At 63.3% G+C, this 22,920-nt stretch carries 21 protein-coding genes, 1 tRNA gene and 1 pseudogene; 11 read left to right on the forward strand and 12 right to left on the reverse strand.

Translation table 11 applies throughout. The features are described from left to right. Positions 1–4: 4 nt before the first annotated feature. The 4 genes and pseudogenes from ACU5AY_RS14760 to epmA form a co-directional block, all read right to left on the reverse strand. A complete protein-coding gene (locus tag ACU5AY_RS14760; RefSeq protein WP_446826776.1) occupies positions 5–1,534 on the reverse strand; it encodes an acetyl-CoA hydrolase/transferase family protein in 1,530 nt (509 codons plus the stop codon). A 149-nt stretch (positions 1,535–1,683) separates the two neighbouring features. Next, a complete protein-coding gene (locus ACU5AY_RS14765) occupies positions 1,684–1,881 on the reverse strand; it encodes a hypothetical protein (protein WP_446825456.1) in 198 nt (65 codons plus the stop codon). 495 nt (positions 1,882–2,376) lie between these two features. Continuing rightward, complete coding sequence (locus tag ACU5AY_RS14770; protein WP_446826777.1) at positions 2,377–3,438, reverse strand: lysine-2,3-aminomutase-like protein; 1,062 nt, start codon at positions 3,436–3,438, stop codon at positions 2,377–2,379. Positions 3,439–4,276: 838 nt separating this feature from the next. Further along, positions 4,277–5,326 (reverse strand): annotated as a pseudogene (gene epmA / locus ACU5AY_RS14775) (EF-P lysine aminoacylase EpmA); the annotation flags it as partial. A 154-nt stretch (positions 5,327–5,480) separates the two neighbouring features. Between epmA and efp the strand changes: the two are divergent. The 4 genes from efp to phnN all read left to right on the forward strand — a co-directional run bounded on the left by efp (position 5,481) and on the right by phnN (position 8,665). Beyond that, complete coding sequence (efp, locus tag ACU5AY_RS14780; protein ID WP_446825458.1) at positions 5,481–6,050, forward strand: elongation factor P; 570 nt, start codon at positions 5,481–5,483, stop codon at positions 6,048–6,050. A gap of 191 nt (positions 6,051–6,241) precedes the next feature. Continuing rightward, positions 6,242–6,943, forward strand: a complete 702-nt coding sequence (locus ACU5AY_RS14785; protein WP_446826778.1) for a DUF1045 domain-containing protein — start codon at positions 6,242–6,244, stop codon at positions 6,941–6,943. A gap of 1 nt (position 6,944) precedes the next feature. Next, positions 6,945–8,084: an alpha-D-ribose 1-methylphosphonate 5-triphosphate diphosphatase gene (locus tag ACU5AY_RS14790; RefSeq protein WP_446826779.1), complete on the forward strand. Its 1,140-nt coding sequence runs from the start codon at positions 6,945–6,947 to the stop codon at positions 8,082–8,084. Next, a complete protein-coding gene (gene phnN / locus ACU5AY_RS14795) occupies positions 8,084–8,665 on the forward strand; it encodes a phosphonate metabolism protein/1,5-bisphosphokinase (PRPP-forming) PhnN (RefSeq protein ID WP_446826780.1) in 582 nt (193 codons plus the stop codon). The genes ACU5AY_RS14790 and phnN overlap by 1 nt, the downstream gene beginning before the upstream one ends. Before the next feature lie 106 nt (positions 8,666–8,771). Here the strand turns inward: phnN and ACU5AY_RS14800 are convergent, their stop codons facing one another. Then, positions 8,772–10,325: an MFS transporter gene (locus tag ACU5AY_RS14800; RefSeq protein WP_446826781.1), complete on the reverse strand. Its 1,554-nt coding sequence runs from the start codon at positions 10,323–10,325 to the stop codon at positions 8,772–8,774. 103 nt (positions 10,326–10,428) lie between these two features. Between ACU5AY_RS14800 and ACU5AY_RS14805 the strand changes: the two genes are divergently transcribed. Next, the gene (locus ACU5AY_RS14805) at positions 10,429–11,322 is read left to right on the forward strand and encodes a LysR family transcriptional regulator (RefSeq protein ID WP_446826782.1); all 894 of its coding nucleotides are present in this window, start codon (positions 10,429–10,431) and stop codon (positions 11,320–11,322) included. Positions 11,323–11,434: 112 nt separating this feature from the next. Here the strand turns inward: ACU5AY_RS14805 and ACU5AY_RS14810 are convergent. The 4 genes from ACU5AY_RS14810 to ACU5AY_RS14825 form a co-directional block, all read right to left on the reverse strand. After that, positions 11,435–11,511 (reverse strand) — tRNA-Arg (locus ACU5AY_RS14810). A gap of 86 nt (positions 11,512–11,597) precedes the next feature. Next, positions 11,598–13,118, reverse strand: a complete 1,521-nt coding sequence (locus ACU5AY_RS14815) for an ATP-binding protein (RefSeq protein ID WP_446826783.1) — start codon at positions 13,116–13,118, stop codon at positions 11,598–11,600. Positions 13,119–13,125: 7 nt separating this feature from the next. After that, a complete protein-coding gene (locus tag ACU5AY_RS14820) occupies positions 13,126–14,547 on the reverse strand; it encodes a dihydrolipoyl dehydrogenase family protein (protein ID WP_446826784.1) in 1,422 nt (473 codons plus the stop codon). 35 nt (positions 14,548–14,582) lie between these two features. Continuing rightward, positions 14,583–15,362, reverse strand: a complete 780-nt coding sequence (locus ACU5AY_RS14825; protein ID WP_446826785.1) for a TVP38/TMEM64 family protein — start codon at positions 15,360–15,362, stop codon at positions 14,583–14,585. A 328-nt stretch (positions 15,363–15,690) separates the two neighbouring features. Between ACU5AY_RS14825 and rpmH the strand changes: the two genes are divergently transcribed. From rpmH to yihA, 5 genes are all read left to right on the forward strand, one after another. Continuing rightward, positions 15,691–15,825 (forward strand): 50S ribosomal protein L34, encoded by a 135-nt coding sequence (gene rpmH / locus ACU5AY_RS14830; protein WP_261932001.1) that lies wholly within the window; start codon positions 15,691–15,693, stop codon positions 15,823–15,825. A 28-nt stretch (positions 15,826–15,853) separates the two neighbouring features. Next, positions 15,854–16,240 (forward strand): ribonuclease P protein component, encoded by a 387-nt coding sequence (gene rnpA, locus ACU5AY_RS14835; RefSeq protein ID WP_446825468.1) that lies wholly within the window; start codon positions 15,854–15,856, stop codon positions 16,238–16,240. Then, the gene (yidC, locus tag ACU5AY_RS14840) at positions 16,240–18,051 is read left to right on the forward strand and encodes a membrane protein insertase YidC (RefSeq protein WP_446826786.1); all 1,812 of its coding nucleotides are present in this window, start codon (positions 16,240–16,242) and stop codon (positions 18,049–18,051) included. The genes rnpA and yidC overlap by 1 nt, the downstream gene beginning before the upstream one ends. 131 nt (positions 18,052–18,182) lie before the next feature. Further along, positions 18,183–19,133 (forward strand): DMT family transporter, encoded by a 951-nt coding sequence (locus ACU5AY_RS14845; RefSeq protein WP_446826787.1) that lies wholly within the window; start codon positions 18,183–18,185, stop codon positions 19,131–19,133. A gap of 83 nt (positions 19,134–19,216) precedes the next feature. Continuing rightward, positions 19,217–19,870, forward strand: coding sequence for a ribosome biogenesis GTP-binding protein YihA/YsxC (gene yihA / locus ACU5AY_RS14850; RefSeq protein ID WP_446825471.1), 654 nt, complete (start codon positions 19,217–19,219; stop codon positions 19,868–19,870). A gap of 67 nt (positions 19,871–19,937) precedes the next feature. On the opposite strand, the gene ACU5AY_RS14855 is transcribed toward yihA, so the two are convergent. The 3 genes from ACU5AY_RS14855 to ACU5AY_RS14865 form a co-directional block, all read right to left on the reverse strand. Then, positions 19,938–20,495, reverse strand: a complete 558-nt coding sequence (locus ACU5AY_RS14855; RefSeq protein ID WP_446826788.1) for a fasciclin domain-containing protein — start codon at positions 20,493–20,495, stop codon at positions 19,938–19,940. 132 nt (positions 20,496–20,627) lie between these two features. After that, positions 20,628–21,350: an anti-sigma factor gene (locus tag ACU5AY_RS14860; protein WP_446825473.1), complete on the reverse strand. Its 723-nt coding sequence runs from the start codon at positions 21,348–21,350 to the stop codon at positions 20,628–20,630. Continuing rightward, a complete protein-coding gene (locus ACU5AY_RS14865; RefSeq protein WP_446826789.1) occupies positions 21,347–21,886 on the reverse strand; it encodes a sigma-70 family RNA polymerase sigma factor in 540 nt (179 codons plus the stop codon). The genes ACU5AY_RS14860 and ACU5AY_RS14865 overlap by 4 nt, the downstream gene beginning before the upstream one ends. A 143-nt stretch (positions 21,887–22,029) precedes the next feature. Here ACU5AY_RS14865 and argB point away from each other — a divergent pair, with 143 nt between their 5' ends. After that, positions 22,030–22,917 carry an acetylglutamate kinase gene (gene argB / locus ACU5AY_RS14870; protein ID WP_446826790.1) on the forward strand — a complete coding sequence of 296 codons (888 nt, stop codon included), beginning with the start codon at positions 22,030–22,032 and terminating at the stop codon, positions 22,915–22,917. Positions 22,918–22,920: the final 3 nt, after the last annotated feature.

The following is a 22,920-nucleotide window of genomic DNA, read 5'->3' on the forward strand; positions in this document are numbered from 1 at the left end:
GCGATCAGGCCGTCTTCATCCGCAGTGCGCCCGTCACGTCTTCTTCGGGCCTCATCGTGCCGCGCTCGCGTAGTGCGGCGTGCCATGAGAGCGCCTCCTCGATCAGATGCGGCGTCTGTCCGCCGCGCGAGAGCGCCCGCTCGTAGTACTCCGCCAACAGGTCGCGATAGGACGGGTGCACGCAGTTGGCGATGATCTTCTCGGCCCGCTCGCGCGGGGCAAGACCGCGCAGGTCCGCCAGCCCGCATTCGGTGATCAGGACATCGACGTCATGTTCCGTATGGTCGACGTGGCTCACCATCGGCACGACCGAGGAGATCGCACCCTTCTTGGCGATCGACTTGGTGACGAAGATCGACATGTAGCTGTTGCGGGCAAAGTCGCCCGAACCGCCGATGCCGTTCATCATGTGCGTACCGCCGACATGGGTCGAATTGACATTGCCGTAGATGTCGAACTCCAGCGCGGTGTTGATGGCGATGATGCCGAGACGGCGGACGACCTCCGGATGGTTGCTGATTTCCTGTGGCCTGAGGACCAGCCGGTCCTTGTAGGCGTCGAGATTGGGCATCACGCGCGCGTTCATCTCCTCCGAAAGCGTCATCGACGAGCCCGAGGCAAACAGGAGCTTGCCGCAATCGAAGAGCTCGAAGGTCGAATCCTGCAGCACCTCCGAATACATGGTGAGATCGCGGAAGGGCGAGTCGATGAAGCCGTGCAAAACCGCGTTGGCGATGGTGCCTATGCCCGCCTGCAGCGGCTGCAGCCGCTCGGTCAGCCGGCCGGCGGCGACCTCGCCTTCGAGAAAGCGCATGAGATGCGCCGCGATCGCCTTCGTGTCTTCGTCAGGAGGCTGGACCGGCGAGAAACTGTCGTGCTTGTGGGTTACGACAATGGCCGCGATCTTCTCCGGCGGAATGGGAATGTATGGCGTGCCGATGCGGTCGCCGGGCTCGATCAACGGGATCGGCAGCCGGCGCGGCCGGTGCGTGGGAATGTAGATGTCATGCAGGCCTTCCAGCGCCGGATTGGCGTCAAGGTTGACCTCGACGATGACCTTGTCCGCTAGGATCGCGAAGCTTGCCGAATTACCGACCGACGTCGTCGGAACGATGCCGCCCTCGCGGGTGATGGCGACCGCCTCGACAATGGCGATGCCGACCGGCGGGATCTGGCGGGTGCGCAGCTGTTCGACAGTTTCGGAAAGGTGCTGGTCGATGAACATCACCTCGCCGGCATTGATCGCCTTGCGCAAGCCCGGATCCGACTGGAACGGCAGGCGGCGCGCCAGCACGTGGCGGCTGGCCAGCGTGCTGTCGAGATCGTGGCCCAGCGAGGCGCCGGTCATCAGCGTGATGCGGATTTCTTCGCGGCGGGCGCGTTCGGCGAGCGCCAGCGGCACCGCCATCGCCTCGCCGGCCCGCGTGAAGCCGCTCATGCCGACGGTCATGCCGTCGCGGATCAGGCCGGCGGCCTGTTCGGGGCTGACAATCCTGTCTAGGAGTTCGGGGCAACGAATGTGGCTGGAAAACATGGGCAATATTCCATTGGTTGAAATCCTGCCCAGATTAGCGGCCCGGTCCGGCCGCCGATCTGACATATGTCAAACCTGCGATGGAAATTCCGGTTCAACGCAGACAGGCCGCGACCGTCGGCCTGTCCGTATCATGGGTTTCGCCAGCCTCATGCGTGCATGGCTTCCTTCGGCCTTCCGCGGACCATCAGGTCGCGAATGGCCGAGGTGACCGCCTCGGGCGAATCAAACCGCTGCTCGTCCAGCGGATGCACATGAAACTTGACGGCAATGAATTTCAGTCGATTACCTTCCGGCACGACAATTCCGACGGGCTCGCCGCCGTATTCGATTACAGCTTTTTGCATAATATCTTCCTCTATGCGTCTGCGGCCCCCCTAGGGGCATTATGGTCCGGCGTTTTATACGAGCCGGTATCGCATTCGGCCTGAGCGACAGGCGGAGGAACGGGGATAAAACTCTCCCCAGACTAAGACTTTTACTGAGGCAATGCTGTCCTTGTTCAACATGTCATACCCTCATTGGATGTTTCCCGCTTACAGGACAGAATACACCACGCATCGATGGCGGCAGCATGACGCGATTGGGTCGCCTTGCAAAATTTCATCCCGAAAGCGGCCCCGGTCCCGGCACCCGCACGCCAAACCTGTTGGTTTCCAGGGGATACGGGAACGATTCAATGTGAGTTAAATTTTTGTAATGTGACTACCACCGCGCGGGAAGGCGACGCTTCGCTCACAAGCCGGAGGCGATGCCGGCAAATTGATGGCAGGAAGAGACAGGTTGCGCAAATTCCAAAGGACCGGCGGCAGGGTCCATGGCTGCACAGCCGGCAGCCCTTGTCATTCGGGGGTCGTGTCTTCCGCCGGCGGATAGGCGTGCGAGCCTCCCTTACGGTCGCGCACCACGAATGTGCTACCGGCTGTCTGGCAGACAGGCGAATTGGTCAGCGGCACCTTGCCGAACCCGCCCGGAATGTCGAGCACATAGGTCGGCATGCAGAGGCCCGAAACCCTTGCCCTCAACGCCTCGACGATTTCTCGGCCCTTCTCGATGTCGACACGGAAATGCCCCGTGCCGGGCGCCAGGTCGGGGTGATGCAGGTAATACGGCTTGATGCCGGTCTCGACGAAGCTGCGCATCAGGTCCGCGAGGACCGCCGGATCGGCATTGACGCCCTCCAGCAGCACGGTCTGGCTGACCATGGAGATGCCGGCGTCGATCAGCCGCCTGCAGGCAGCGCGCGCCCTGGGCGTCAGTTCGCGGACATGGTTGGCATGCAGGGCGACAACGACGGTCTTGCCGGCGGCCTTCAGCGCCTCGATCAGGTCGGCATCGATCCGCGCCGGATCGACCGCCGGCACGCGGGTATGAAAGCGGACGATCTTCACATGCGCGATCGCGCCGAGCATGGTCATGATCTCGGCGAGCCGGCGCGGCGACATGACGAACGGATCGCCACCGGTGAGGATCACCTCCCAGATTTCCGGTCGCGACCGTATATAATCCATGGCGGTAACAAGCGTCGGCGTATCCAGCATGCCGGCGCCCTCCGGGCCGACCACCTCGCGACGAAAGCAGAAGCGGCAATAGACCGGGCAGACATGAACGGCCTTCAGAAGGACGCGGTCGGGATAGCGGTGAACGATGCCTTCCACCGGCGAGTGCGGGGCATCACCGATCGGATCGGCACGCTCTTCCGGCGTCGTCAAAAGCTCGGCGGGGTCGGGAAGGAACTGTCGGGCGATCGGATCGGCCGGGTCGGCCGGATCGATCAGCGCAGCAATGTCCGGGGAGATCGCGACCGCATAGCGCGCGGCGACCGTCTCGGCCTCACGCAGGCGCTCTGCCGGCAGGAGACCGGCGGCAACCAGCCCGCCGGCCGTCTTCAATGCTGCCCCCACGCGATCCTCAGCCCTTGGCTTCCTTGAGTTCGAGAAGATCCAGACCGTCCCAGCCCTCGAACGGATCCTTGTCGTCGTGATCCTCGGATGCGTCCTCGGCCTTGGTCGCGTTTACCTCTTCGACCGGTGTGGCCACTTCGCCGTCCTCGACCTCTTCGATCGCGAATTCGGGTTCGAGCACGAGCGCGGCCAGAATTTCGGCCTCCATGGCGTCGGAGAGATCAATATCCGCGTCGATCTCGTCCTCGGTCAGTTCGTCATTCGTCTGCTCGCCTTCTTCATGAACTTCGGCATCAGCCTCGTCCGTGACAGGCAGGTCGATATCGGGCTGGATGACTTCCTCAGGCTCGAGGTCGGAGAGGTCCAGCATCGAGGCTGCCTCTTCATCCGCCTGCCCGACCTGTGCATCGGCGACAGTCTCTGTCTCGGCTTCGGCTTCGGCTTCGGAAATATCGTTCATGTCAGCGAATGCTTCGAAGACAAATGCCTCGGCATCTTCCGGTGCGGAGATCTCCGCTTCGGCTTCCGCCTCCGAGGGACTTTCCGCGGAATTCGGCGCATCAACTGTCGAAGACGACGCCTCGGCGTCATCGACGGCGACCGGCTCTTCGGCCGGCGCAGCCTCATCTGCGTCCACGAGATTGCCGCCCATCGAAACGCCGGCCACAGCCGCCGAGATCAAGGCGACGAAATCGGCTGTCGCTGCGGGTTCCGTTTCAGCAGCAATCGGAGCAGCCGCTGCGGCGGAAACGACCGGAATCACGGCAGGCGCTACCGGCTTCTGCAGGACCGGCTGGCTTTCGACGCGGTCCACCTGCTGCATCTCGAATGCCGGTACTGCGACCGGCGCCCAGATGACCTGGTCGATGCGCGATGCACCCGCAGCGAGCATGACGAGCCGCTCGAAGCCGAGCGCAATGCCCGCCGATTCCGGCATGGCCGAAACGGCTTCAAGGAAATCCTCGTCGATCGGGTAGCTCTCGCCGTAAACCCGGCGCTTGATGCGCATCTCTTCCTCGAAGCGGGCACGCTGCTCGCTCGCATCCGTCAATTCGCCAAATCCGTTCGCCAGCTCGACGCCGCAGGTATAGAGCTCGAAACGTTCGGCGACGCGATGATCCTCCGGCGAACGACGCGCGAGCGCCGCTTCGCAAACCGGATACTGGTCGAGGATGGTCGGGCGGCCATGGCCGAGATTGGGCTCGATGCGTTCGACCAGCACGCGGCTGAAGATGTCGGACCAGGTATCGTCCTCGGCCACCCGGATGCCGGCAGCCATCGCCTCATCGGCAAAGCCTTCGCGGTCCGTCAGGCCTTCCGGCGACAGCGTTGCGAGCAGGTCGATGCCGACGTAGCGGTCGAAGGCCTCGGCAACGCTCAACCGTTCCGGCGAAAGGAACGGGTCGCAGCTCACACCGCGCCAGTTGAACTTGTTCGCCTTCGCCTTTTCCGAGGCGCGCGCGAGGATCGCGGCGCAATCCTCCATCAGCTTCTCGTAGCCTTCTCCGACACGGTACCATTCGAGCATGGTGAACTCGGGATGGTGCATCGGGCCATGCTCGCGGTTGCGGAAGGCATGGGCGAAGGTGAAGATGCGCGTCTCGCCGGCGGCAAGCAGCTTCTTCATCGCGAATTCGGGCGAGGTGTGCAGGTAGAAGGGCCGGCTCTGGCCGTCGATGGAAACGGCTTCGGTCGAAAACGCATGCAGATGCGCCTCGTTGCCCGGCGAAACCTGCAGGATCGAGGTATCCACCTCCAGGAAGTCCCTTGTGGCGAAATAACCGCGCAGCGAGGTCTGAATTGCGTTGCGAGCCATCAGGAAAGGACGCCGATCCGCGTGGACGTCGGACGTCCACCAGGCGGAGGTCTTCGTATTTACAAGTGTCATTCGCGATGTTTCTTCTTCATACAGCCGCCAGAGGCTGGCTATTTTCCCTGTTTTGGTTTAGGTGCGCCCCAGAAAAATATCTCAAACAGGGCGTAATCGGGTTGGCAGTTAGCTCCCCTCTACGACTCATTTGCAGCAGAAACAAGGAAGACTCATGGCAAAGGTTATCGCCTCTTCGCTCCGCAAGGGCAATGTGGTGGACGTCGACGGCAGGCTCTATGTCGTTCTCACTGCACAGAATTTTCACCCCGGCAAGGGCACGCCGGTGACCCAGGTGGACATGCGCCGCATCTCCGACGGCACGAAGGTTTCCGAGCGCTGGAAGACCACCGAGCAGGTCGAGCGCGCCCATGTCGAGGACGCCAAGTTCACCTTCCTCTATTCCGACGGCGAAGGCTTCCACTTCATGAACCCGGAAACCTACGACCAGGTCGTCATGGATCCGGAAACCATCGGCGATTCCCAGGCCTACCTGCAGGAAAGCATGGAAGTTATGCTCTCCATCCATGAAGGCAATGCCATCGCCATCGATCTGCCGCGTCATGTCACGCTCGAAGTCATGGAAACCGAGCCGGTCGTCAAGGGCCAGACGGCGTCCTCGTCCTACAAGCCGGCTATGCTTTCGAACGGCGTACGCTCCAGCGTCCCGCCACACATCACCGCCGGCACACGCATCGTCGTGCTGACCGAAGACGGCTCTTACGTGGAGCGCGCCAAGGACTGATCGAACCGATCATCCCTGACTGACATTGAGGCCCGCGACCTGCCCAGGTTCGCGGGCCTTTCATTTTTCGGACCCTTTTCCGCAGCCGCTTTTTGCGTGGCCGTCATATTGAATGCCCGATCCACGGCTATATGCTGGAGCGAGATTCGCCAGCCCTGATTGCATCCCCCAGACCGAAGAGGAGCGGACCCTTGCGCTATGCCGTGTTCTTCACGCCGCCGGCAGATGATCCGCTGACGGAAACGGCGGCGGCCTGGCTTGGCCGGAATGCCTTCGTCGGCGCCGCTCTCAATCCACCGTCTGCTGCGGGCCTCGATCTCGCCGCCCTGACCGCCGAGCCTCGCCGCTACGGCTTCCACGGCACGCTGAAGGCGCCGTTTCACCTGAAGGCCGGCCGCAGCGAGGCCGATCTCTTCGCTGCCTTCGATGCGTTCGTGCGCGACTACCCGGCCTTCACCATTCCGAAGATGGTCGTCGGCGCACTCGGGCCGTTCTTCGCGCTCGTTCCCGCCGCCAATGCGGGAGACGGCATTTCCGCGCTCGCCCGCGCCTGCGTCGAAGCCTTCGAGCCGCTGCGCGCCCCGCTTTCCGAGGCCGATATTGCCCGGCGCAACCCGGAACGGCTGAACGAGCGCCAGCGGACCTATTTGGCCGAATGGGGTTACCCCTACGTCTTCGACGAGTTCCGCTTTCACATGACGCTGACCGGTGCGGTGCCGGAGGCCGAGCGGCCGGCCATGCGGCAGATGCTGGACGCCACCTTCGCTCCCTTTGCCGGGCAGCCGATGCGGGTCGGTCATCTGGCCCTTTTTGCCGAGCCCGAGCGCGGCGCGCCCTTCACGGTGCTGCGACTGGCCACACTTGGCGACACCGACAACGGGAGGATTGCCTGACATGGCAGCGGAAAGCACATTCACCAACGGCCGCATCGTTCTGGAGGACCGCATCCTCTCCGGCACGGTCGTCATCCGCGACGGACGGATCGTCTCGGTCGACGAAGGAAGTGTGTCTTCCGGTGAGGATCTCGACGGCGATTATCTCATTCCCGGTCTCGTCGAACTGCACACCGACCACCTGGAAACGCACCACACGCCCCGCCCCGCCGTCCACTGGCCGAAGCTCGCGGCGATCCAGTCCTATGACGGCCAGATCGCCAGCTGCGGCATCACCACCGTCTTCGACTGTCTCCGCCTCGGTTCCGACGAGGATGGCCGCTTTGCCGACAATGCCATGCGCGACATGGCCGGCGCCCTGATGAGTGCGCGCGCCGACGGGCGGCTGAAGGCCGATCATTTCATCCATCTGCGCTGCGAAGTCTCCTCGCACGACGTCCTTGAACAGTTCGACACGTTCGGTGACGTCGACATCGTTCGCCTGGCCTCACTTATGGATCATGCGCCCGGCCAGCGGCAGTTCCAGACGATGGAGCAGTTCACACTCTATTATAAGACCATGCGCGGCCTCTCGGACGAGGAGTTCGACGCCTATGTCGCGCGCCGGCAGGCCGCGTCCGCCACCTATTCCGACCGGCACCGCACCACGATCGCGGAAGCCGCCCGCGGGCGCGGCATCACGCTCGCCTCGCATGACGATGCGACGGAGGCTCATGTCGAGGAAGCCATCGCGCTCGGCGTGCGGCTTGCGGAATTCCCGACCAGCCTGGCGGCGGCCGATGCCTCGCACAAGGCGGGCCTGAGCGTCCTCATGGGCGCGCCGAACATCGTGCGCGGCAAGTCCCATTCCGGCAACATCGCCGCCCGCGATCTCGCCGCGCGCAAGACGCTCGACGTGATCTCGTCCGACTACGTGCCCTACAGCCTGATCCATGCGCCCTTCGTGCTGGCCGAGCAGGTCTCCGGCGTCAGCCTGCCGGAGGCGATCGCCATGGTCACGGCGACGCCTGCGCGCTCGGTCGGCCTTGCCGATCGCGGCCGAATTACCGAAGGCCTGCGGGCCGATCTCGTGCGCGTGCGCGTCGCCGACGGCGTTCCGATCGTGCGTAGCGTGTGGCGAAACGGCGAGCGTATCGCCTGATGCGGGCCGCGACAGGCAGGATGGTCGCGATCGTCGGCCCGAGCGGCGCCGGCAAGGACACGCTGATCAACTTTGCCCTCACGCGCCTTGCCGGCAGCGACCGCTTCCGCTTCGTCCGCCGCTTCATCACCCGTCCGACCGAAGCCGGCGGCGAAGACCATATCGAACTTTCGGAGCAGGCTTTCGAACGACAGAAGCAGGACGGCGGTTTCGCGCTTGCCTGGAACGCCCACGGACTGTCCTACGGGCTCCCCGCCGACACGCTCGCCGACATGGCCGCAGGCCGCATCCTGATCGCCAACGGCTCGCGCTCCGCCCTGCCGTTGTTTCGCGAGGTCTACGCGGCACTGGACGTCATCATGATCACCGCCTCCGTCGACGTGCTCGCCGCGCGCCTCGCCGCCCGCGGCCGCGAATCGGCCGAAGACATCCGCCAACGCCTCGCCCGCCAGCCGGTCACGGCACTTTCCGACTTCCCGACCTTCGTCATCGACAACAGCGGGGAGATGAATGAGGCGGGGGAGAAACTGGTGGCGCGGCTTGAGGGGGTTGCAGGCCGGGGCAGCGCCGACACCGGTTGATCCAACCCGGCGATCAGCAGACAGACCTTGCGCGCAAGGTGAAAATATCCCCATCCCTCCGCCACGCCCTTCCCAGGCGTCTCCCGGGTTTCTGCTTTCGAAGCCCTTAGCGCTTGACCGCCGCTCCAGCGGCATCGGCCCCCTCTCGTTGCGTCAACAGCATGAAGACTGCAACGGCGCTCAGCGTCGTGATGCCGGCCAACACCCATGACAACGTCGCAAAAGCAGACTGATAGGCCTGAATCAGTACCGCACCGTCGAGTTGCGGAGAGATCGCCGAAGCGCCGGCCGCATCGCCAACCGCGAGTCGCTGGCCAGCTTGCGCCGAAAACAGTGCGGACATGCCCGCGTCATGGTGAAGGGTGGCTGCGATCATTCCGCCAAGCGTCGCGCTGACGACCGCCAGGGCGACGCCTTCGCCCGCCACGCGCACCGTCCCGAAGATGCCCGTCGCCATCCCGGCCCGCTCCTTCGGCACGACGCTCACGGACAAGCCATCCATCAGCCCCCAGGGCAGACCGCTACCCACGCCGATGAGCAACATCGGCCCGATGGCGGATAGGCCGGCCCCCACCTCCACGGTTCCCAGCCAGACGAGGCCACCCGCCGCGGCCAGCAGGCCAATACCGGAGAGTGCGCCAGGCGAGACATGTCTTGCCAGCATTCCCGCGACGATCGGCACCACGAGCATCGGCGCCGAAAGCGACAGCATCAGCAAGCCGGTCTCCACCTCGCTCCGCCCCTCAATGCCGATGAAGCGCAGGGGCATGAGGACCAGCAGGACAACGAAGCAGGCGCAAGTGGCAATCGGCAGAAGCTGGACGCCGACGAAGCGGTGATAGCGGAACAACGACAGATCGAGCATCGGCCGCGCGGTCCGCAGTTCGACGAAAACGAAGGCCAGCAAGGACACTATGAACGCGGCACCAAGCGCAAGCATTGCCGGGCTTCGCCAGCCGATGGTCGACGACTCGATCATCGCCACGGTGAATATGGTGAGTGAAGTGGTGAAGCTGATGGCTCCGGGCCAGTCGAGGCTGCGCGCATCGGGATCGCGGGTCTCGCGCATCCGCGGTGGCCCGAGCACGAGCGCGGCGGCTCCAACAATCGTGCAGGTCAGAAAGACCGCACGCCAGCCGACGGTCTCTATCATGAACCCTGTCAGGACAGGTCCGAATGCGAGCCCGACACCGAAAGTGGCACCAAGCAGGCTGAAGGCGCGCGTGCGCACCTGACCCTCAAATTCCTGCGCCAGCGCGGCGCTGCCACCGGCCAGGGCCGCTGCCGCCCCAACACCCTGTCCGGCGCGAAGCAGGTCCATCAGCCACACCGAGGGTACCCAACCCAGAGCAAGCGAAAAGGCCGTAAACGTCGCCATGCCGATCGTGAAGACGCGCTTGCGGCCGTAGCGGTCGGCAAGCGTTCCGGCAGCCATCAGCAGGCTGCCGAACGTCAGCATGAAAGCGTTGGTGATCCATGTCAGAGCCGCCGCGCTGCCGCCGATATCACGGGCAATCGCCGGTGTTGCGACCGCTCCGGCGGAAAAGCTGAGCGGAAGCGTCAGTGCGGCAAGGCAAACCGCGCCGAGAACCAGCGGGCTTCCATTCTTGACGTGCGAGGTATCGGTCATCGTGCATCTCCAGGCAAAGCGGTCGGTCATGCGGCAACTCCTCCGCACCCGGTCGGCACTATCCCTTATTGCTCAATCAGCGATAATATGCTTGCGTGTCCCTTCATTAGTTCCTGCTGGGATATAATCATCGTTGGAAAGTCTTGGTGACATCGCTGCCTTCGTGCGCACCGCCGATCGTCTGAGCTTTGCGGAGGCAGGGCGTGATCTCGGATTGTCGCCTTCGGCAATCGGCAAAAGCGTGGCGCGGCTTGAGGCTTCACTCGGTGTGCGGCTGTTTCACCGCACGACCCGACGCGTGTCGCTGACCGAAGAGGGCTCGCTGTTCCACGAACGATGCCGCAGCATTCTCGATGATCTTCGCGACGCCGAGACCCTGGTCGCCCGCAGCGTGGGCACACCGCGTGGCATCCTGCGGATCAGCCTGCCGACCATCGGCTATCGCTTTCTGTTGCCAACCTTGCCCGAGTTTCTGGACCGTTACCCCGAGATCGAACTGGAGCTTGATTTCAACGATCGGCTCATCGACCTCGTTGAAGGCGGTTTCGACGCCGCGATCCGCAGCGGTCCACTGGCGGACTCCAGCCTTATGTCGCGCCGGCTCGGTCCTTTCCGCTTCACCCTGTGTGCCGCTCCACAATATCTGCACCGGAAAGGCACGCCTGCCCGACCCGCCGACCTTGCAATGCACGACGCGCTGCGCTTCCGCTTCCCGACGACAGGCAAGCTCCAGGAATGGGGCCTCGCCGGAGAGGTATCGCCGCCCCGTCCGCGCACTGTACTGACCTGCAACAACATGGAGGCCATGCGTGCAGCGGCAATCGAGGGGCTTGGTATCGCCTATATGCCGGATTTTCTTGCCGCAGAGGCCTTAAAGGACGGATCACTCGTAACCGTTCTGGACCGCTTTCTCATCGATCCGGGCCAGTTCTCCATCTTGTGGTCGTCTGGACGGCAAATATCATCTCGACTGCGGGCCTTCATAGAATTCACCGCCGACCGCCTCTTCACCGATCCGTCGCGGTGACACGCGCATGACACAAAACGGCGCTAGAGCCGAATGAACAGAGACGTGCGCGTTGGGGCGTCAAGCACCGGCGTGCGGCAGTCCTTAAGCAAGCAATGTATGTGAAGGGAAGTGGCGCACCCGAAGAGATTCGAACTCCTGACCCCCAGATTCGTAGTCTGGTGCTCTATCCAGCTGAGCTACGGGTGCGTGTTGCATTGCCGGTGACCGGCTGCGTGGCGATCCTCTAAAACGTCCGGTTTGGGAATGCAAGAGCAATTTTGAGAAAAAGTTGGTCAAGGGGTCTTCGAAGGTTCGCCGCCGCTGCGGGTTATCGCCGCTTCGCCCGCCGTGCGGGCCCGGTAATCCTCAATGGAGACAGGGCGGTCCGGGATCTCGATCCGGAACAGCGTGCCTGCGCCCGGTTTTTCCACAAGCGCGATCGTGCCGCCATGGGCGAGCACCAGTTCGCGGGCGATCGTCAGGCCGAGGCCGGTGCCGCCCGAGCGGGCCGAACCACGGAAGGCCATGAACAGGTTTTCGCGTGCCTTCTGCGGCAGGCCGGGGCCGGTATCGTCGACCGAAATCGTCACGACGCTGCCCATCCGCTTGGCCGAGACGGTGATGACCTTGACCAGCATGCCGTCGTCCTCGCCCCGGCAGCCGGAAAGCGCCTGATAGGCGTTGCGGCAGAGATTGGAGAGCACGCGGTAGAGCTGGTCGCTGTCGGCATCGACCTCCAGCTCGGGATCGACCTGTTCCAGGAACTCGATGCCGCCTGCCGGATCGATCGCCAGCGTCTCGCGGATTTCCTGGACGAGACCCGCCAGCAGGAAGCGTTTGCGGTTGGGCGCCGCCTCGGACGCCTTGCCGAAGGAGAGAACCGAATTGGAATAGCCGACTGCCCGATCGAGACTGCGCAGCAGCTTCTGTGCAAAGCTCCTGACCATCGGATCGTCGACATCAGCCAGACGGTCGGACATCAGCTGCGCGGAGGCGAGAATGTTGCGCATGTCGTGGTTGATCTTGGAGACGGCGAGGCCGAGGTCGGCGAGATTACGCTGCTGCTTCAGCGTCCGCTGCAGCTGCACCTCCATCTCAGACAGATGGTGGGCGGCGAGCGCCAGTTCGTCATGGCCGCGGTCCGCCGGCAGGATGCGATTGGGATCCTCCGGGTTTTCCGAAAAGATCTGCATGCTGCGCGTCAGTCGGCGGATCGGCCGGATCATGATGCGGTTGATGGCGAAGAAGATCAGCGTGGCGGTGATCAGCGAGATCAGCACCGAGAGAAGAAGCACGTTGCGCGAATAGACGAACATGGCGGAACGCAGCGCATCCTCCTCGAGGATCAGCTCGATGATCATCGAACTGTCGCCGATCGGACCCGAGGCGCGGATGATCCGTCCGCCGCCGAAGATCAGCGTGTCGAGCGCGTCGCGAATCGCCACGAAGGCCGAGACGTCGGAGAGATCGTACTGCTTGTCGACCTTCGGCGGCATGTCGGAAATCGCCAGCAGGTTCGACACACCGTCCTTGCGCAGGACGATCGCCTTGGTGCCCGTCGCCATCAGCGCTTCGTCCTGAACGGCACGGGGCAATGTCACGGGCTGCAGGCTGTCGATCACCACGCCGGCGGCAGCCGCCGTGTTCAGCCGGTCGCGCAGCCAGTTCAGCCGCATGTTCGCGACCGACGGCACGAAGATCAGGATTTCGGCCATCATCACGAAGGCCACCGTCAGCAGCAGAAGCTTGCCGGACAATCCCGTCATCAGTCCCGGCATCCGCGGCACGGGCGTCTGGGGTGTGGTGTCGCTCATTTCTTTCTCAGCCGAACCGCGCCAGCAGGCGCACAATGCGCCGGATCAGCGGCTTGCGCGTCAGCGGCTGATAATAGGTGATGGCGGCCCGTTTTCCAATCTCGGAGAAGGTCGGATAGGGAGAGACGAAAGACGCCATGTCCTTGACCTTCAATCCGCGGGCGAGCGCCAGCGACCACATGTTGATCATTTCGCCGGCTTCCGCCCCGACGATCGACGCGCCGAGGATGGTGCCGTCGCGCCGCGCCACGATCTTGATCAGCCCCTCGGTCCGCCCTTCCGCCTGCGCCCGGTCGTTCTCGCTGTAGGGCCATCGGAGCACGTGAATCCTGCCATAACGCTTCGCCGCCGCCACCTCGCCGAGCCCCACATGCGCCAGTTCCGGATCGGTGAAGGTTACGCGCGGAATTATCTCCTCGCGCACCCTGGCGGGAAGCCGGAAGAGTATCTGGCGGACGACCGTTTCGGCATGATGGCCGGCGGCGTGGGTGAACTGCATGCCGCCCGCCGCATCGCCGACGACATAGATGCGCCGGTTGGACGTGCGGTAGCCGGCGGATTTGCGAACCTTGCCGCGGGTCGTTCTTACACCGGCCGCCTGCAGGTCGAGCGATTGCAGCGACGGCGTGCGGCCGGCGGCCACCAGCAGGTTGCTGCCCTCGACGTGGAACGCACCGCCCTTCGCCATGCAGGAGAGCCTGACGCCACCCGGCACCTTCTCGACGCCCGTTGCCGAAGTCGCCTCATGGATGACGATGCCTTCCGCTTTCAGCCGCGCGCGGACGACAGCCGTCAGCTCCGGGTCTTCCTTCGCCAGGATCGACCCGCTTTCGATCAGCGTGACGGCCGAGCCGAGGCGGCGATAGGCCTGGGCCATTTCGACGCCCACCGGACCGCCGCCGATGACCAGCAGGTGCGCCGGCAGGTAGGAGAGATTGAGGAGCGTCTCGTTGGTCAGAAAATTGATGGAAAAGATGCCGGAAATCGACGGCACGAAGGGCGTCGATCCCGTCGCGATCACAAAGCGACGGGCGCGCAGCGTCTCACTGCCGACCTGCAGCGTCTTGCGGTCGATGAACTTTGCCTCTCCGCGGATCACTCTTATGCCGAGTGCCGTCATGCGTTCGACAGAATCGTTCGGCGCGATGGCGGCGATCGTCTCGCGGACATGCTCGCGGACCTTGCCGTAATCGACCACCGGCTCTTCGCCGGCAACACCGAAGCCGCCGTCGCGGACGGTCGCCGCCCTGCGGGCCGCGGCCAGCAGGGCCTTGGAGGGGACGCAGCCGTAGTTCAGGCAGTCGCCGCCCATCCTGCCCTTCTCGACAAGCACCACGGAAGCGCCGAACGCGGCGGCGGCCACCGCCACGGACAATCCGCCCGCCCCTGCCCCGATCACGCAGACATCCGTCTTCATGTGTGCCGCCATGCCCCGAACTTTCTCCAATCCATCCGCATCGATGCTCAGGCCGTTTTCTCACCCTTTATGCGATGCAATACAATCGGTATGGCGGCAAATATCGCCAGACCGGCAAGCGCCAGGGTGATTTGCGGGGTCAGGAAGTCGGACAGTGATGGCGCATGGCCGCTCGCGGCCGCTTTCGCCAGCACCTCATCGAAGCCCGTTCCGAGCCAGGCGTAGATGGCGGTGCCAGGGATGATGCCGATCAACGTCGCCAGGGCGAAGGTCTTGAGACTGATATCGAGGAAGGCCGGCGCGATGGTGACGGCGAAGAAGGGGAAGATCGGCGCCAGGCGCAGGACAAGCAGATAGGCGAAGGCTTCCCGCCTGATGCCGTCGGCCAGATGGCGAACGGCCGGGCCGGCCCTGCGGCGCAGCAGGTCCCCGAAGGCGTAGCGCGCCGCGAGAAACAGAAGGCTCGCGCCCGTCGTCGCCGCCAGCACGGCAAGCGGCACGGCGACGGCAAAGCCGAACAGGAAGCCGGCAACCACCGTCAAGATGGCAGCCGACGGAAAGGACACGGCCACCAGTGTTGCATAGACCAGGAAATACAGCGCGACGGAGGTCACCGGGTGCGCGGCCACAAGTGCCTTCATGTCGCTCCGGTAGGCCACGAGCTCGTCGAAGCTGACATAGCGGTAGGCTCCGGACAGATAGAATGCGGCGAGGCACGCGATGATGACCAGCAAGGGGCCGTACCTTGCAGGCGACCGTCGTCTGGCCATGGGTGCCGTCGGCGGTGTTTCGTCGGTCGCGCTGGCGGGAATGTCGGATTCGTTCATGCCGGCACGCTAACCCGGAGGCCGCAGGCAAGCCAATGACATCTTCTCCCATTTCGCATACATCTGTGTGAACGCGATTTCCGACGGCAGCAATGGACGTCGCTGGAATCGCAAAACCCCGCCTCAAATGCCGGAAACGAAGGCTTTCGGGCCGTTTCCGGCCGGCTTGGCGATTGACTTCCGGAAAACCTGTCCGTATAAGCCGCGCACGTTCGGAGGCCTTTTGCCGCTTTTTGGCGGGGCTTTGCCGTACGAATAAAAACCAAACGCTCCTTGCAAATTGCAAAGCTCAAAGAAGGGCCGCACTCCGCGGTAATTAAATAACATGGTGAAGCGTACCTACCAACCGTCCAAGCTTGTCCGCAAGCGCCGCCACGGCTTCCGTGCCCGCATGGCCACCAAGGGTGGTCGTCTGGTTCTCGGCGCACGTCGCAACCGCGGCCGCAAGCGCCTTTCGGCCTAAAGCCGATGTGCCCGGGAACAAGCGGGCGATGACGTCTGAGACGAAAGATATGACTGTCGGGCGGCTGAAAAGCCGGCCGCAGTTTCTTGCTGTTCGCAACGGAGAGAAGCGCAAGGGCAAATACGTCCTGCTCGAAGTGCTCGACCGCAAGGATAATGACGAGCCGCGCGTCGGCTTCACAGTGACCAAGAAGCACGGCAACGCCGTGGAGCGCAACCGCATGCGGCGGCGTCTGAAGGAAGCCGTGCGACTTTCTGCACGGTTTGCAATGGAGCCCGGGCACGACTATGTGATTGTCGCGCGGCGGGAAGCGCTTTCCGCGCCCTTTATTGAGCTGGCCGACCACCTGCGAACGCGCATCGGTGGCAAGCCGGGGGAAAAACGGACCAAGGGGCCACGCTCCGGGAAAGACTGATGGAAAAAAACCGCAACTATCTGTTGGCAATCGTGCTGTCGGTGGCGATCATCGCCGTCTGGCAGATTTTCTATATGAACCCGCGGCTTGAAGCCCAGCGCGCCGCGCAGGAAGCCCAGCAGGCCCAGATTGCCGAACAGCAGAAGGCAGCCGCCTCCAGCGACGCCACCCCGGCCGCCGGAACGGACAAGCCCGTCGCCGGCGCCCTGCCCGCAGGCGCTGCAGGCAGCGAAAAGCTGAGCCGCGAAGCGGCTCTGACCACCGCGCCCCGCGTCGAAATCGACACGCCGGACCTCAAGGGCTCCATCAATCTCGTCGGCGCCCGCCTCGACGACCTTGAGCTCAAGGGCTACCACGAGACGGTCGACAAGAGCAGCCCGATCATCACGCTCTTGAGCCCCGCCAATACCAAGGACGGCTATTTCGCCGAACTCGGCTACATCGCCGACAGCGCCGCCGGCAAGATGCCCGGCCCGACGACCGAGTGGACGCTTTCCAAGGGCGACAAGCTCACCCCCACCACGCCCGTCGAGCTGACCTACACCAATGACGCCGGGATCACCTTCCTGCGCACCATTTCGGTCGACGACCACTACATGTTCACGGTGAAGGACAAGATCGACAATGCCGGTTCGGCACCTGTCTCGATCGCCGGCTACGGCCGCATCACCCGCAACAACAAGCCGGACGACCACTCGACCTACGTCCTGCACGAAGGCTTCCTCGGCGTCATCGGCACCGATGGCAGCCTTGTCGAGGAAAAGTACACCGCCATCGAGAAGGAAAACTACGTCAATCCGAAGGCGACCGGCGGCTGGATCGGCATCACCGACAAGTACTGGGCGACAGCCATCGTGCCGCCGCAGACGATCGCGTTTGATTCCCGCTTCTCGCATTTCACCGACGGCGAGCCGCGCTTCCAGGCCGACTACAAGGATGACGGCGTCACCATCGCGCCCGGCCAGTCGACCGAAGTCACCAACATGGTGTTTGCCGGCGCCAAGGAAGTGCCCGTCGTCAACTCCTATGCCGACAACCTGCACATCACCAAGTTCGACAAGCTGATCGACTGGGGCTGGTTCTACTTCCTCACCAAGCCGATGTTCGCCGTCATGGACTTCTTCTACAAGTTCTTCGGCAATTTCGGCGTCGCCATCCTGATGACGACCATCGTCGTCAAGGCGCTGTTCTTCCCGCTCGCCTCCAAGCAGTACGCTTCCATGGCCAACATGAAGCGCATGCAGCCGAAGATGGAAGAGCTGAAGAAGAAGTTCGGCGACGACCGCATGGGCCTGCAGCAGGCGACGATGCAGCTCTACAAGGAAGAGAAGATCAACCCGGTGGCCGGCTGCTGGCCGGTTCTCCTGCAGATCCCGGTGTTCTTCTCCCTCTACAAGGTGATCTACGTCACCATCGAGATGCGTCATGCGCCGTTCTTCGGCTGGATCCAGGACCTTTCGGCTCCCGATCCGACGTCCTTCGTCAACCTCTTCGGTCTTCTGCCGTTCGAGGCTCCGACCGCCCTGCATCTCGGCATCTGGCCGATCATCATGGGCATCACCATGTTCCTGCAGATGCGCATGAACCCGACGCCGCCGGATCCGGCACAGAAGATGATCTTCACCTGGATGCCGGTCGTGTTCACCTTCATGCTCGGCAGCTTCCCGGCCGGCCTCGTCATCTACTGGGCCTGGAACAACACGCTCTCGATCATCCAGCAGTCGATCATCATGCGCCGCCACGGCGTGAAGGTCGAACTGTTCGACAACATGAAGTCACTCTTCCGGCGCAAGCCAAAGCCCGCCGAATAAGAGATCAAAGAAGCCCCGGACCTGATCCGGGGCTTCTTTTTTGTGGTCACGATCCGCGACATGCGGACGTCGCTTGCCGGCCTCCAAACTTCCCTCTATTTGGCGCATAGTCGCGCCATCGGGGAGGCCATATGACAAGCAATTCCATCCAGACCGGCGCCGGCGCGACGCCGGAGAACGAACAGGTCACCGGCATCGTCCTCATCATCAGCGCCGCCGTCGCCTGGAGCTTCGCCGGCACCGTCTCGCGCTTCATCCATGTCGAGGATGTCTGGACGATCGTTTTCTGGCGCTCCCTGTTTGCCGCCCTTTTCCTGTTTGCCTTTCTGATCCTGCGCGACGGTCCGCGCGGCACCGTTCGCCTATTCCGCGACATGGGCATTCCCGGCGCCGTCACCGGTCTCTGCCTTGGGGTCACGGCAATCGGCTATGTGGTGGCCCTGCACTACACCACGGTCGCCAAGGTGGTGTTGTTCCTCGCCACCGTGCCGCTGATGACGGCGCTGTTCAGCTGGCTGATCTTCCGCCAGCGCATTTCCGCAACGACATGGGCGGCCATCGCCATCGTCATTCTCGGCGTCACGCTGATGGTCTGGGATTCGCTCTCCGCTCCCGGATCGGCGATCGGGCTCGCCGCCGCCTTCATCATCGCCGTCGCCTTCGCCGCGTCGGCCTTGATGACCCGGCGCTATCCGCATATCCGCATGATGCCGGCCGTCGTCTTCGGCCTCATCGCCGCGACCGCGGTTGCCGCCTTCCCGGCAGGCTATTTCCTCATCCCCGCGCGCGAATACGGGCTGATCGCGATTTTCGGCTGCTTCAACCTGGCGCTCGGCATGGCCTTCTTCGTCACTGGCGCCCGCCGACTTGCACCCGCCCTGACGACCCTGCTCGCCACGCTCGAGACCGTTCTGGCGCCGCTCTGGGTCGCGCTCGTGCACGGCGAAATCCCGAGCCGCAACACCTTCATCGGCGGCGGACTGATCATCGTCGCCCTCGCCTTCCACCTGACGCTTGAATGGCGCGAGCAGCGCAAGGGCCGGCGCATCCCGCCGGGACCGATACCGCCGCCGATGCCGTAAATCCGGCCGCCAAGCCCCCGAGACTTGACTTTACCCGGCAAAACCCGGAAGCAGGCGGCAACAACAGCAGTCAGGACACCCGCATGACCGGCGAAACGCCAATTTCGGACACGCTCATTTTTGCGCGCCCGTGGATCTTCATCCGCGGCGTGCCGTCGATGAAATTCCTGCCGCCGGAAGGTCCGCCGGAAATCGCATTCGCGGGCCGGTCCAATGTCGGCAAGTCGTCGCTGATCAATGCGCTGATTAACCAGAAGGGTCTGGCGCGCACATCGAACACCCCGGGCCGCACCCAGGAACTCAACTACTTCGTTCCCGACGGCTATTCGGGCGAGGCCGGCGACCTGCCGCCGATGGCGCTCGTCGACATGCCGGGCTACGGCTACGCGCAGGCGCCGAAGGAACAGGTGGACGCATGGACGAAGCTCGTCTTCGACTACCTGCGTGGCCGCGCCACACTGAAGCGCGTCTATGTGCTGATCGACGCCCGCCACGGCATCAAGAAGAACGACGAGGAGGTCCTGTCGCTCCTCGACAAGGCTGCCGTTTCCTACCAGATCGTGCTGACCAAGACCGACAAAATCAAGGAAGCCGGCGTGCCGCGCGTGATTGCCGATGCGGAAGCCAAGATCCGCAAGCGGCCGGCCGCCTTCCCGGGCATCGTCGCCACCTCGTCGGAAAAGTTCCGCGGCCTCGACGACCTGCGCACGGCGATCCTCGAAACCATCAACGCATGAAAAACGCCGCCTGCTTCATCAGCAGGCGGCGCCGTCTCCCGGTGTGAACTCGAAGACGAACGAGGGTTTACATCTTCGGCAGGAGAACGTGGTCGACCACGTGGATCACGCCGTTCGACTGCTTGACGTCGGCGATCGTCACATTGGCGACATTGCCGTTTTCGTCGGTGAGCGTCAGCTTGCCCATGTCTTCCTTGGCCTTCAGCACGCATCCGCCAACCGTCTTGACGTCATGCTCGCCGCCATCGTCCTTGATCATCTTCTCGATGGCCGTGGACATGGCATCGGCAGCAACGACGTGGCAGGTCAGGACCTTGACCAGCTGGTCCTTGTTTTCCGGCTTCAGCAGCGTGTCGACCGTACCGGCCGGCAGCGCGTCAAAGGCTTCATTGGTCGGCGCGAAGACCGTGAACGGGCCCTCGCCGGAGAGCGTTTCTACCAGGCCGGCGGCCTTCACCGCGGCGACCAGCGTGGTGTGATCCTTCGAGTTGATGGCGTTTTCGACGATGTTCTTGTTTTCGTACATCGGCGCTCCGCCGACTTCGGGGTTCGCGGCAAATGCCGGCGCTGCAACAGCAGCCATCAGAAGCGCGGAAAGGGTGGTGGTACGAAGGGCCTTGAGCATCTCATTCTCCTCTATGAGTGGCCGGTGCGGTCATGCCGTCCGGCTTGGGTTACAGAGAGAGGTACGGGAGGTGCTTCAGGAAAGTTTCAGGCCGCCGGATCTTTTTTGGAAAGGTTTCCGACGGCGCCGATATCAGAGGCTCTTGAGCTTGCCGAGCGCGAGGACCGGGCCGGTCGCCGTGCCGGTCGGCGAGCCGCCGAACGGTTCCAGGCTGACGGCGAAGATCGCGTCCGGGGCGATCGTCGAGCGAATGCTCTCCGGTACGATCACCTCGCCGCCACCATTCTGCGGCAGCACGCCGAGCGAGACCGGTGCTGCATCGCCCTTGATCAGCCAGAGCTCCAGCGACTTCTTGTCCTCGGCACCGGCCGCGACCGGGGTGATCTTAAGATGACCGTCGCGAGCGTTGTAGTTGGCCAGCAGTGCCAGATTGTTGTCGCCGGTCATCTCGGCGACCAGCAACTTCGGCGGCGCACTGAAAACGTTGGAATCGACAATGGCGTAGGCGCCTGCGGCAAGGAAGAAGACGAAGGCTGCGAGCCGCCAGAAGACGAGTGAATTCCAGACTGCGGCGATCGGCAGCGAAAAACCCTGCCTGCGGCCAAGATCGGGCGAGAACAGCCGCTTCTCGACGCCGGCATAGAGATCGGCCGGCGGCGTCTGCAGGCCGTATTCATCGTTCATGCCGGCCAGATTCTGCGTCCAGCGAAACACGATCGCCGCAAATTCGCGGTCGGACAGCATCCGCGCTTCCACCTTGCGCCTGTCCGAAGCGGACAGCACGCCCAGCACATACTCGCCCGCCAACACCTCATCGCGCGAACGATCGCCCATGCTTCGACCAGACGACGTCATCTTTCCAGACACTCTCTCAAACTGATGAGGCCTCTCCTCAGCCAGGTCCTCATCGTATTAATAGGCACTTCGAATTCCCCGGCAAGCTCCTCGTAGGAAAGCCCCTCCACATAGGCCTTCCTCACTGCCTTTGCCCTCTGAGGTTCCAACGCCTGCATGCAAGTGTCAATCCGCCTGCCTTCGGAGGCGATGACCGCGCATTGCTCGGGGCTATGAGCCTCGTCGTGGAGATCATACGCGGTATCGATTTCGTCCGCCACCGGCTTGCGCTTGCGCATCACGTCGATCGCCTGGTTGCGGGCAATTGCCGCAAGCCAGGTTTCAGGTGTGCCCTGGGCATCGGAAAACTGTGCCGCGCGTTGCCAGATCTTCACGTAAATCTCCTGCAGCGCCTCTTCCGCATCGGCCCTGTCCTTCAAGATACGCAGGGCGATCGCAAAAAGTTTCGGAGCGGTCCTGTCGTAAAGCCTTCGAAATGCGGCCCTGTCGCCGATCGCCGTGCGGCCGATCAGCGTCCCGGTTTCCTCTTCCGTCATTCCTCCTCGCTTTCGGGCTTTGCCTCAACCGGACCCCACGGGTCCGACACATCCGGGCGAAATGCTTCGTCCCCGGCGCTTTGGCTGTTCACACCTATAGGAGTTTACGTTAAAAGGCCGCGATCAGATTACTGGAGAGCCCCATGAGCGTATCGGAAAGTGAAATCCAGGCCCGGCTTCTCGCGCAGGCGCTGCCCTTCATGCAGCGCTACGAGAACAAGACGATCGTCGTGAAATACGGCGGTCACGCCATGGGCGATGCCGAGCTCGGCAAGGCTTTCGCGGCCGATATCGCGCTTTTGAAGCAGTCCGGCGTCAACCCGATCGTCGTGCATGGCGGTGGACCGCAGATCGGCGCGATGCTGACCAAGATGGGCATCGAATCGAAATTCGAGGGCGGCCTTCGCGTCACCGACGAGAAGACCGTCGAGATCGTCGAGATGGTTCTCGCCGGCTCGATCAACAAGGAGATCGTCGCGCTCATCAACCAGACGGGCGAATGGGCGATCGGCCTCTGCGGCAAGGACGGCAACATGGTGTTTGCCGAAAAGGCCCAGAAGAAGGTCGTCGATCCGGATTCCAACATCGAGCGGATCCTCGACCTCGGCTTCGTCGGCGACGTCGTGGAAGTCGACCGCACGCTGCTCGACCTGCTCGCCAAGTCCGAGATGATCCCGGTCATCGCTCCGGTCGCCCCGGGCCGTGACGGCCACACCTACAACATCAACGCCGATACCTTTGCCGGCGCCATTGCCGGCGCGCTGCGCGCCACCCGCCTCCTCTTCCTGACAGACGTTCCGGGCGTTCTCGACAAGGACGGCAAGCTGATCAAGGAACTGTCGGTCTCCGAGGCACGCGCGCTGATCAAGGATGGCACGATTTCCGGCGGCATGATCCCCAAGGTCGAAACCTGCATCGACGCCATCAATGCCGGCGTCCAGGGTGTTGTCATCCTGAACGGCAAGACCGCGCATTCCGTCCTTCTGGAAATCTTCACCGAAGGTGGCGCGGGCACGCTGATCGTTCCCTGACGC

Source organism: Rhizobium sp. PAMB 3174, assembly GCF_052908375.1.

What these genes read in the sequence shown, in the direction of transcription:
- ACU5AY_RS14760 (WP_446826776.1), bottom strand. Translation starts at nt 1,534, where the DNA reads ATGTTTTCCAGCCACATTCGTTGCCCCGAACTCCTAGACAGGATTGTC.
- ACU5AY_RS14765 (WP_446825456.1), bottom strand. Translation starts at nt 1,881, where the DNA reads ATGCAAAAAGCTGTAATCGAATACGGCGGCGAGCCCGTCGGAATTGTC.
- efp (WP_446825458.1), top strand. Translation starts at nt 5,481, where the DNA reads ATGGCAAAGGTTATCGCCTCTTCGCTCCGCAAGGGCAATGTGGTGGAC.
- ACU5AY_RS14790 (WP_446826779.1), top strand. Translation starts at nt 6,945, where the DNA reads ATGGCAGCGGAAAGCACATTCACCAACGGCCGCATCGTTCTGGAGGAC.
- phnN (WP_446826780.1), top strand. Translation starts at nt 8,084, where the DNA reads ATGCGGGCCGCGACAGGCAGGATGGTCGCGATCGTCGGCCCGAGCGGC.
- ACU5AY_RS14800 (WP_446826781.1), bottom strand. Translation starts at nt 10,325, where the DNA reads ATGACCGACCGCTTTGCCTGGAGATGCACGATGACCGATACCTCGCAC.
- ACU5AY_RS14815 (WP_446826783.1), bottom strand. Translation starts at nt 13,118, where the DNA reads ATGAGCGACACCACACCCCAGACGCCCGTGCCGCGGATGCCGGGACTG.
- ACU5AY_RS14820 (WP_446826784.1), bottom strand. Translation starts at nt 14,547, where the DNA reads ATGGCGGCACACATGAAGACGGATGTCTGCGTGATCGGGGCAGGGGCG.
- ACU5AY_RS14825 (WP_446826785.1), bottom strand. Translation starts at nt 15,362, where the DNA reads ATGAACGAATCCGACATTCCCGCCAGCGCGACCGACGAAACACCGCCG.
- rnpA (WP_446825468.1), top strand. Translation starts at nt 15,854, where the DNA reads ATGACGTCTGAGACGAAAGATATGACTGTCGGGCGGCTGAAAAGCCGG.
- yidC (WP_446826786.1), top strand. Translation starts at nt 16,240, where the DNA reads ATGGAAAAAAACCGCAACTATCTGTTGGCAATCGTGCTGTCGGTGGCG.
- ACU5AY_RS14845 (WP_446826787.1), top strand. Translation starts at nt 18,183, where the DNA reads ATGACAAGCAATTCCATCCAGACCGGCGCCGGCGCGACGCCGGAGAAC.
- yihA (WP_446825471.1), top strand. Translation starts at nt 19,217, where the DNA reads ATGACCGGCGAAACGCCAATTTCGGACACGCTCATTTTTGCGCGCCCG.
- ACU5AY_RS14855 (WP_446826788.1), bottom strand. Translation starts at nt 20,495, where the DNA reads ATGCTCAAGGCCCTTCGTACCACCACCCTTTCCGCGCTTCTGATGGCT.
- ACU5AY_RS14860 (WP_446825473.1), bottom strand. Translation starts at nt 21,350, where the DNA reads ATGACGTCGTCTGGTCGAAGCATGGGCGATCGTTCGCGCGATGAGGTG.
- ACU5AY_RS14865 (WP_446826789.1), bottom strand. Translation starts at nt 21,886, where the DNA reads ATGACGGAAGAGGAAACCGGGACGCTGATCGGCCGCACGGCGATCGGC.
- argB (WP_446826790.1), top strand. Translation starts at nt 22,030, where the DNA reads ATGAGCGTATCGGAAAGTGAAATCCAGGCCCGGCTTCTCGCGCAGGCG.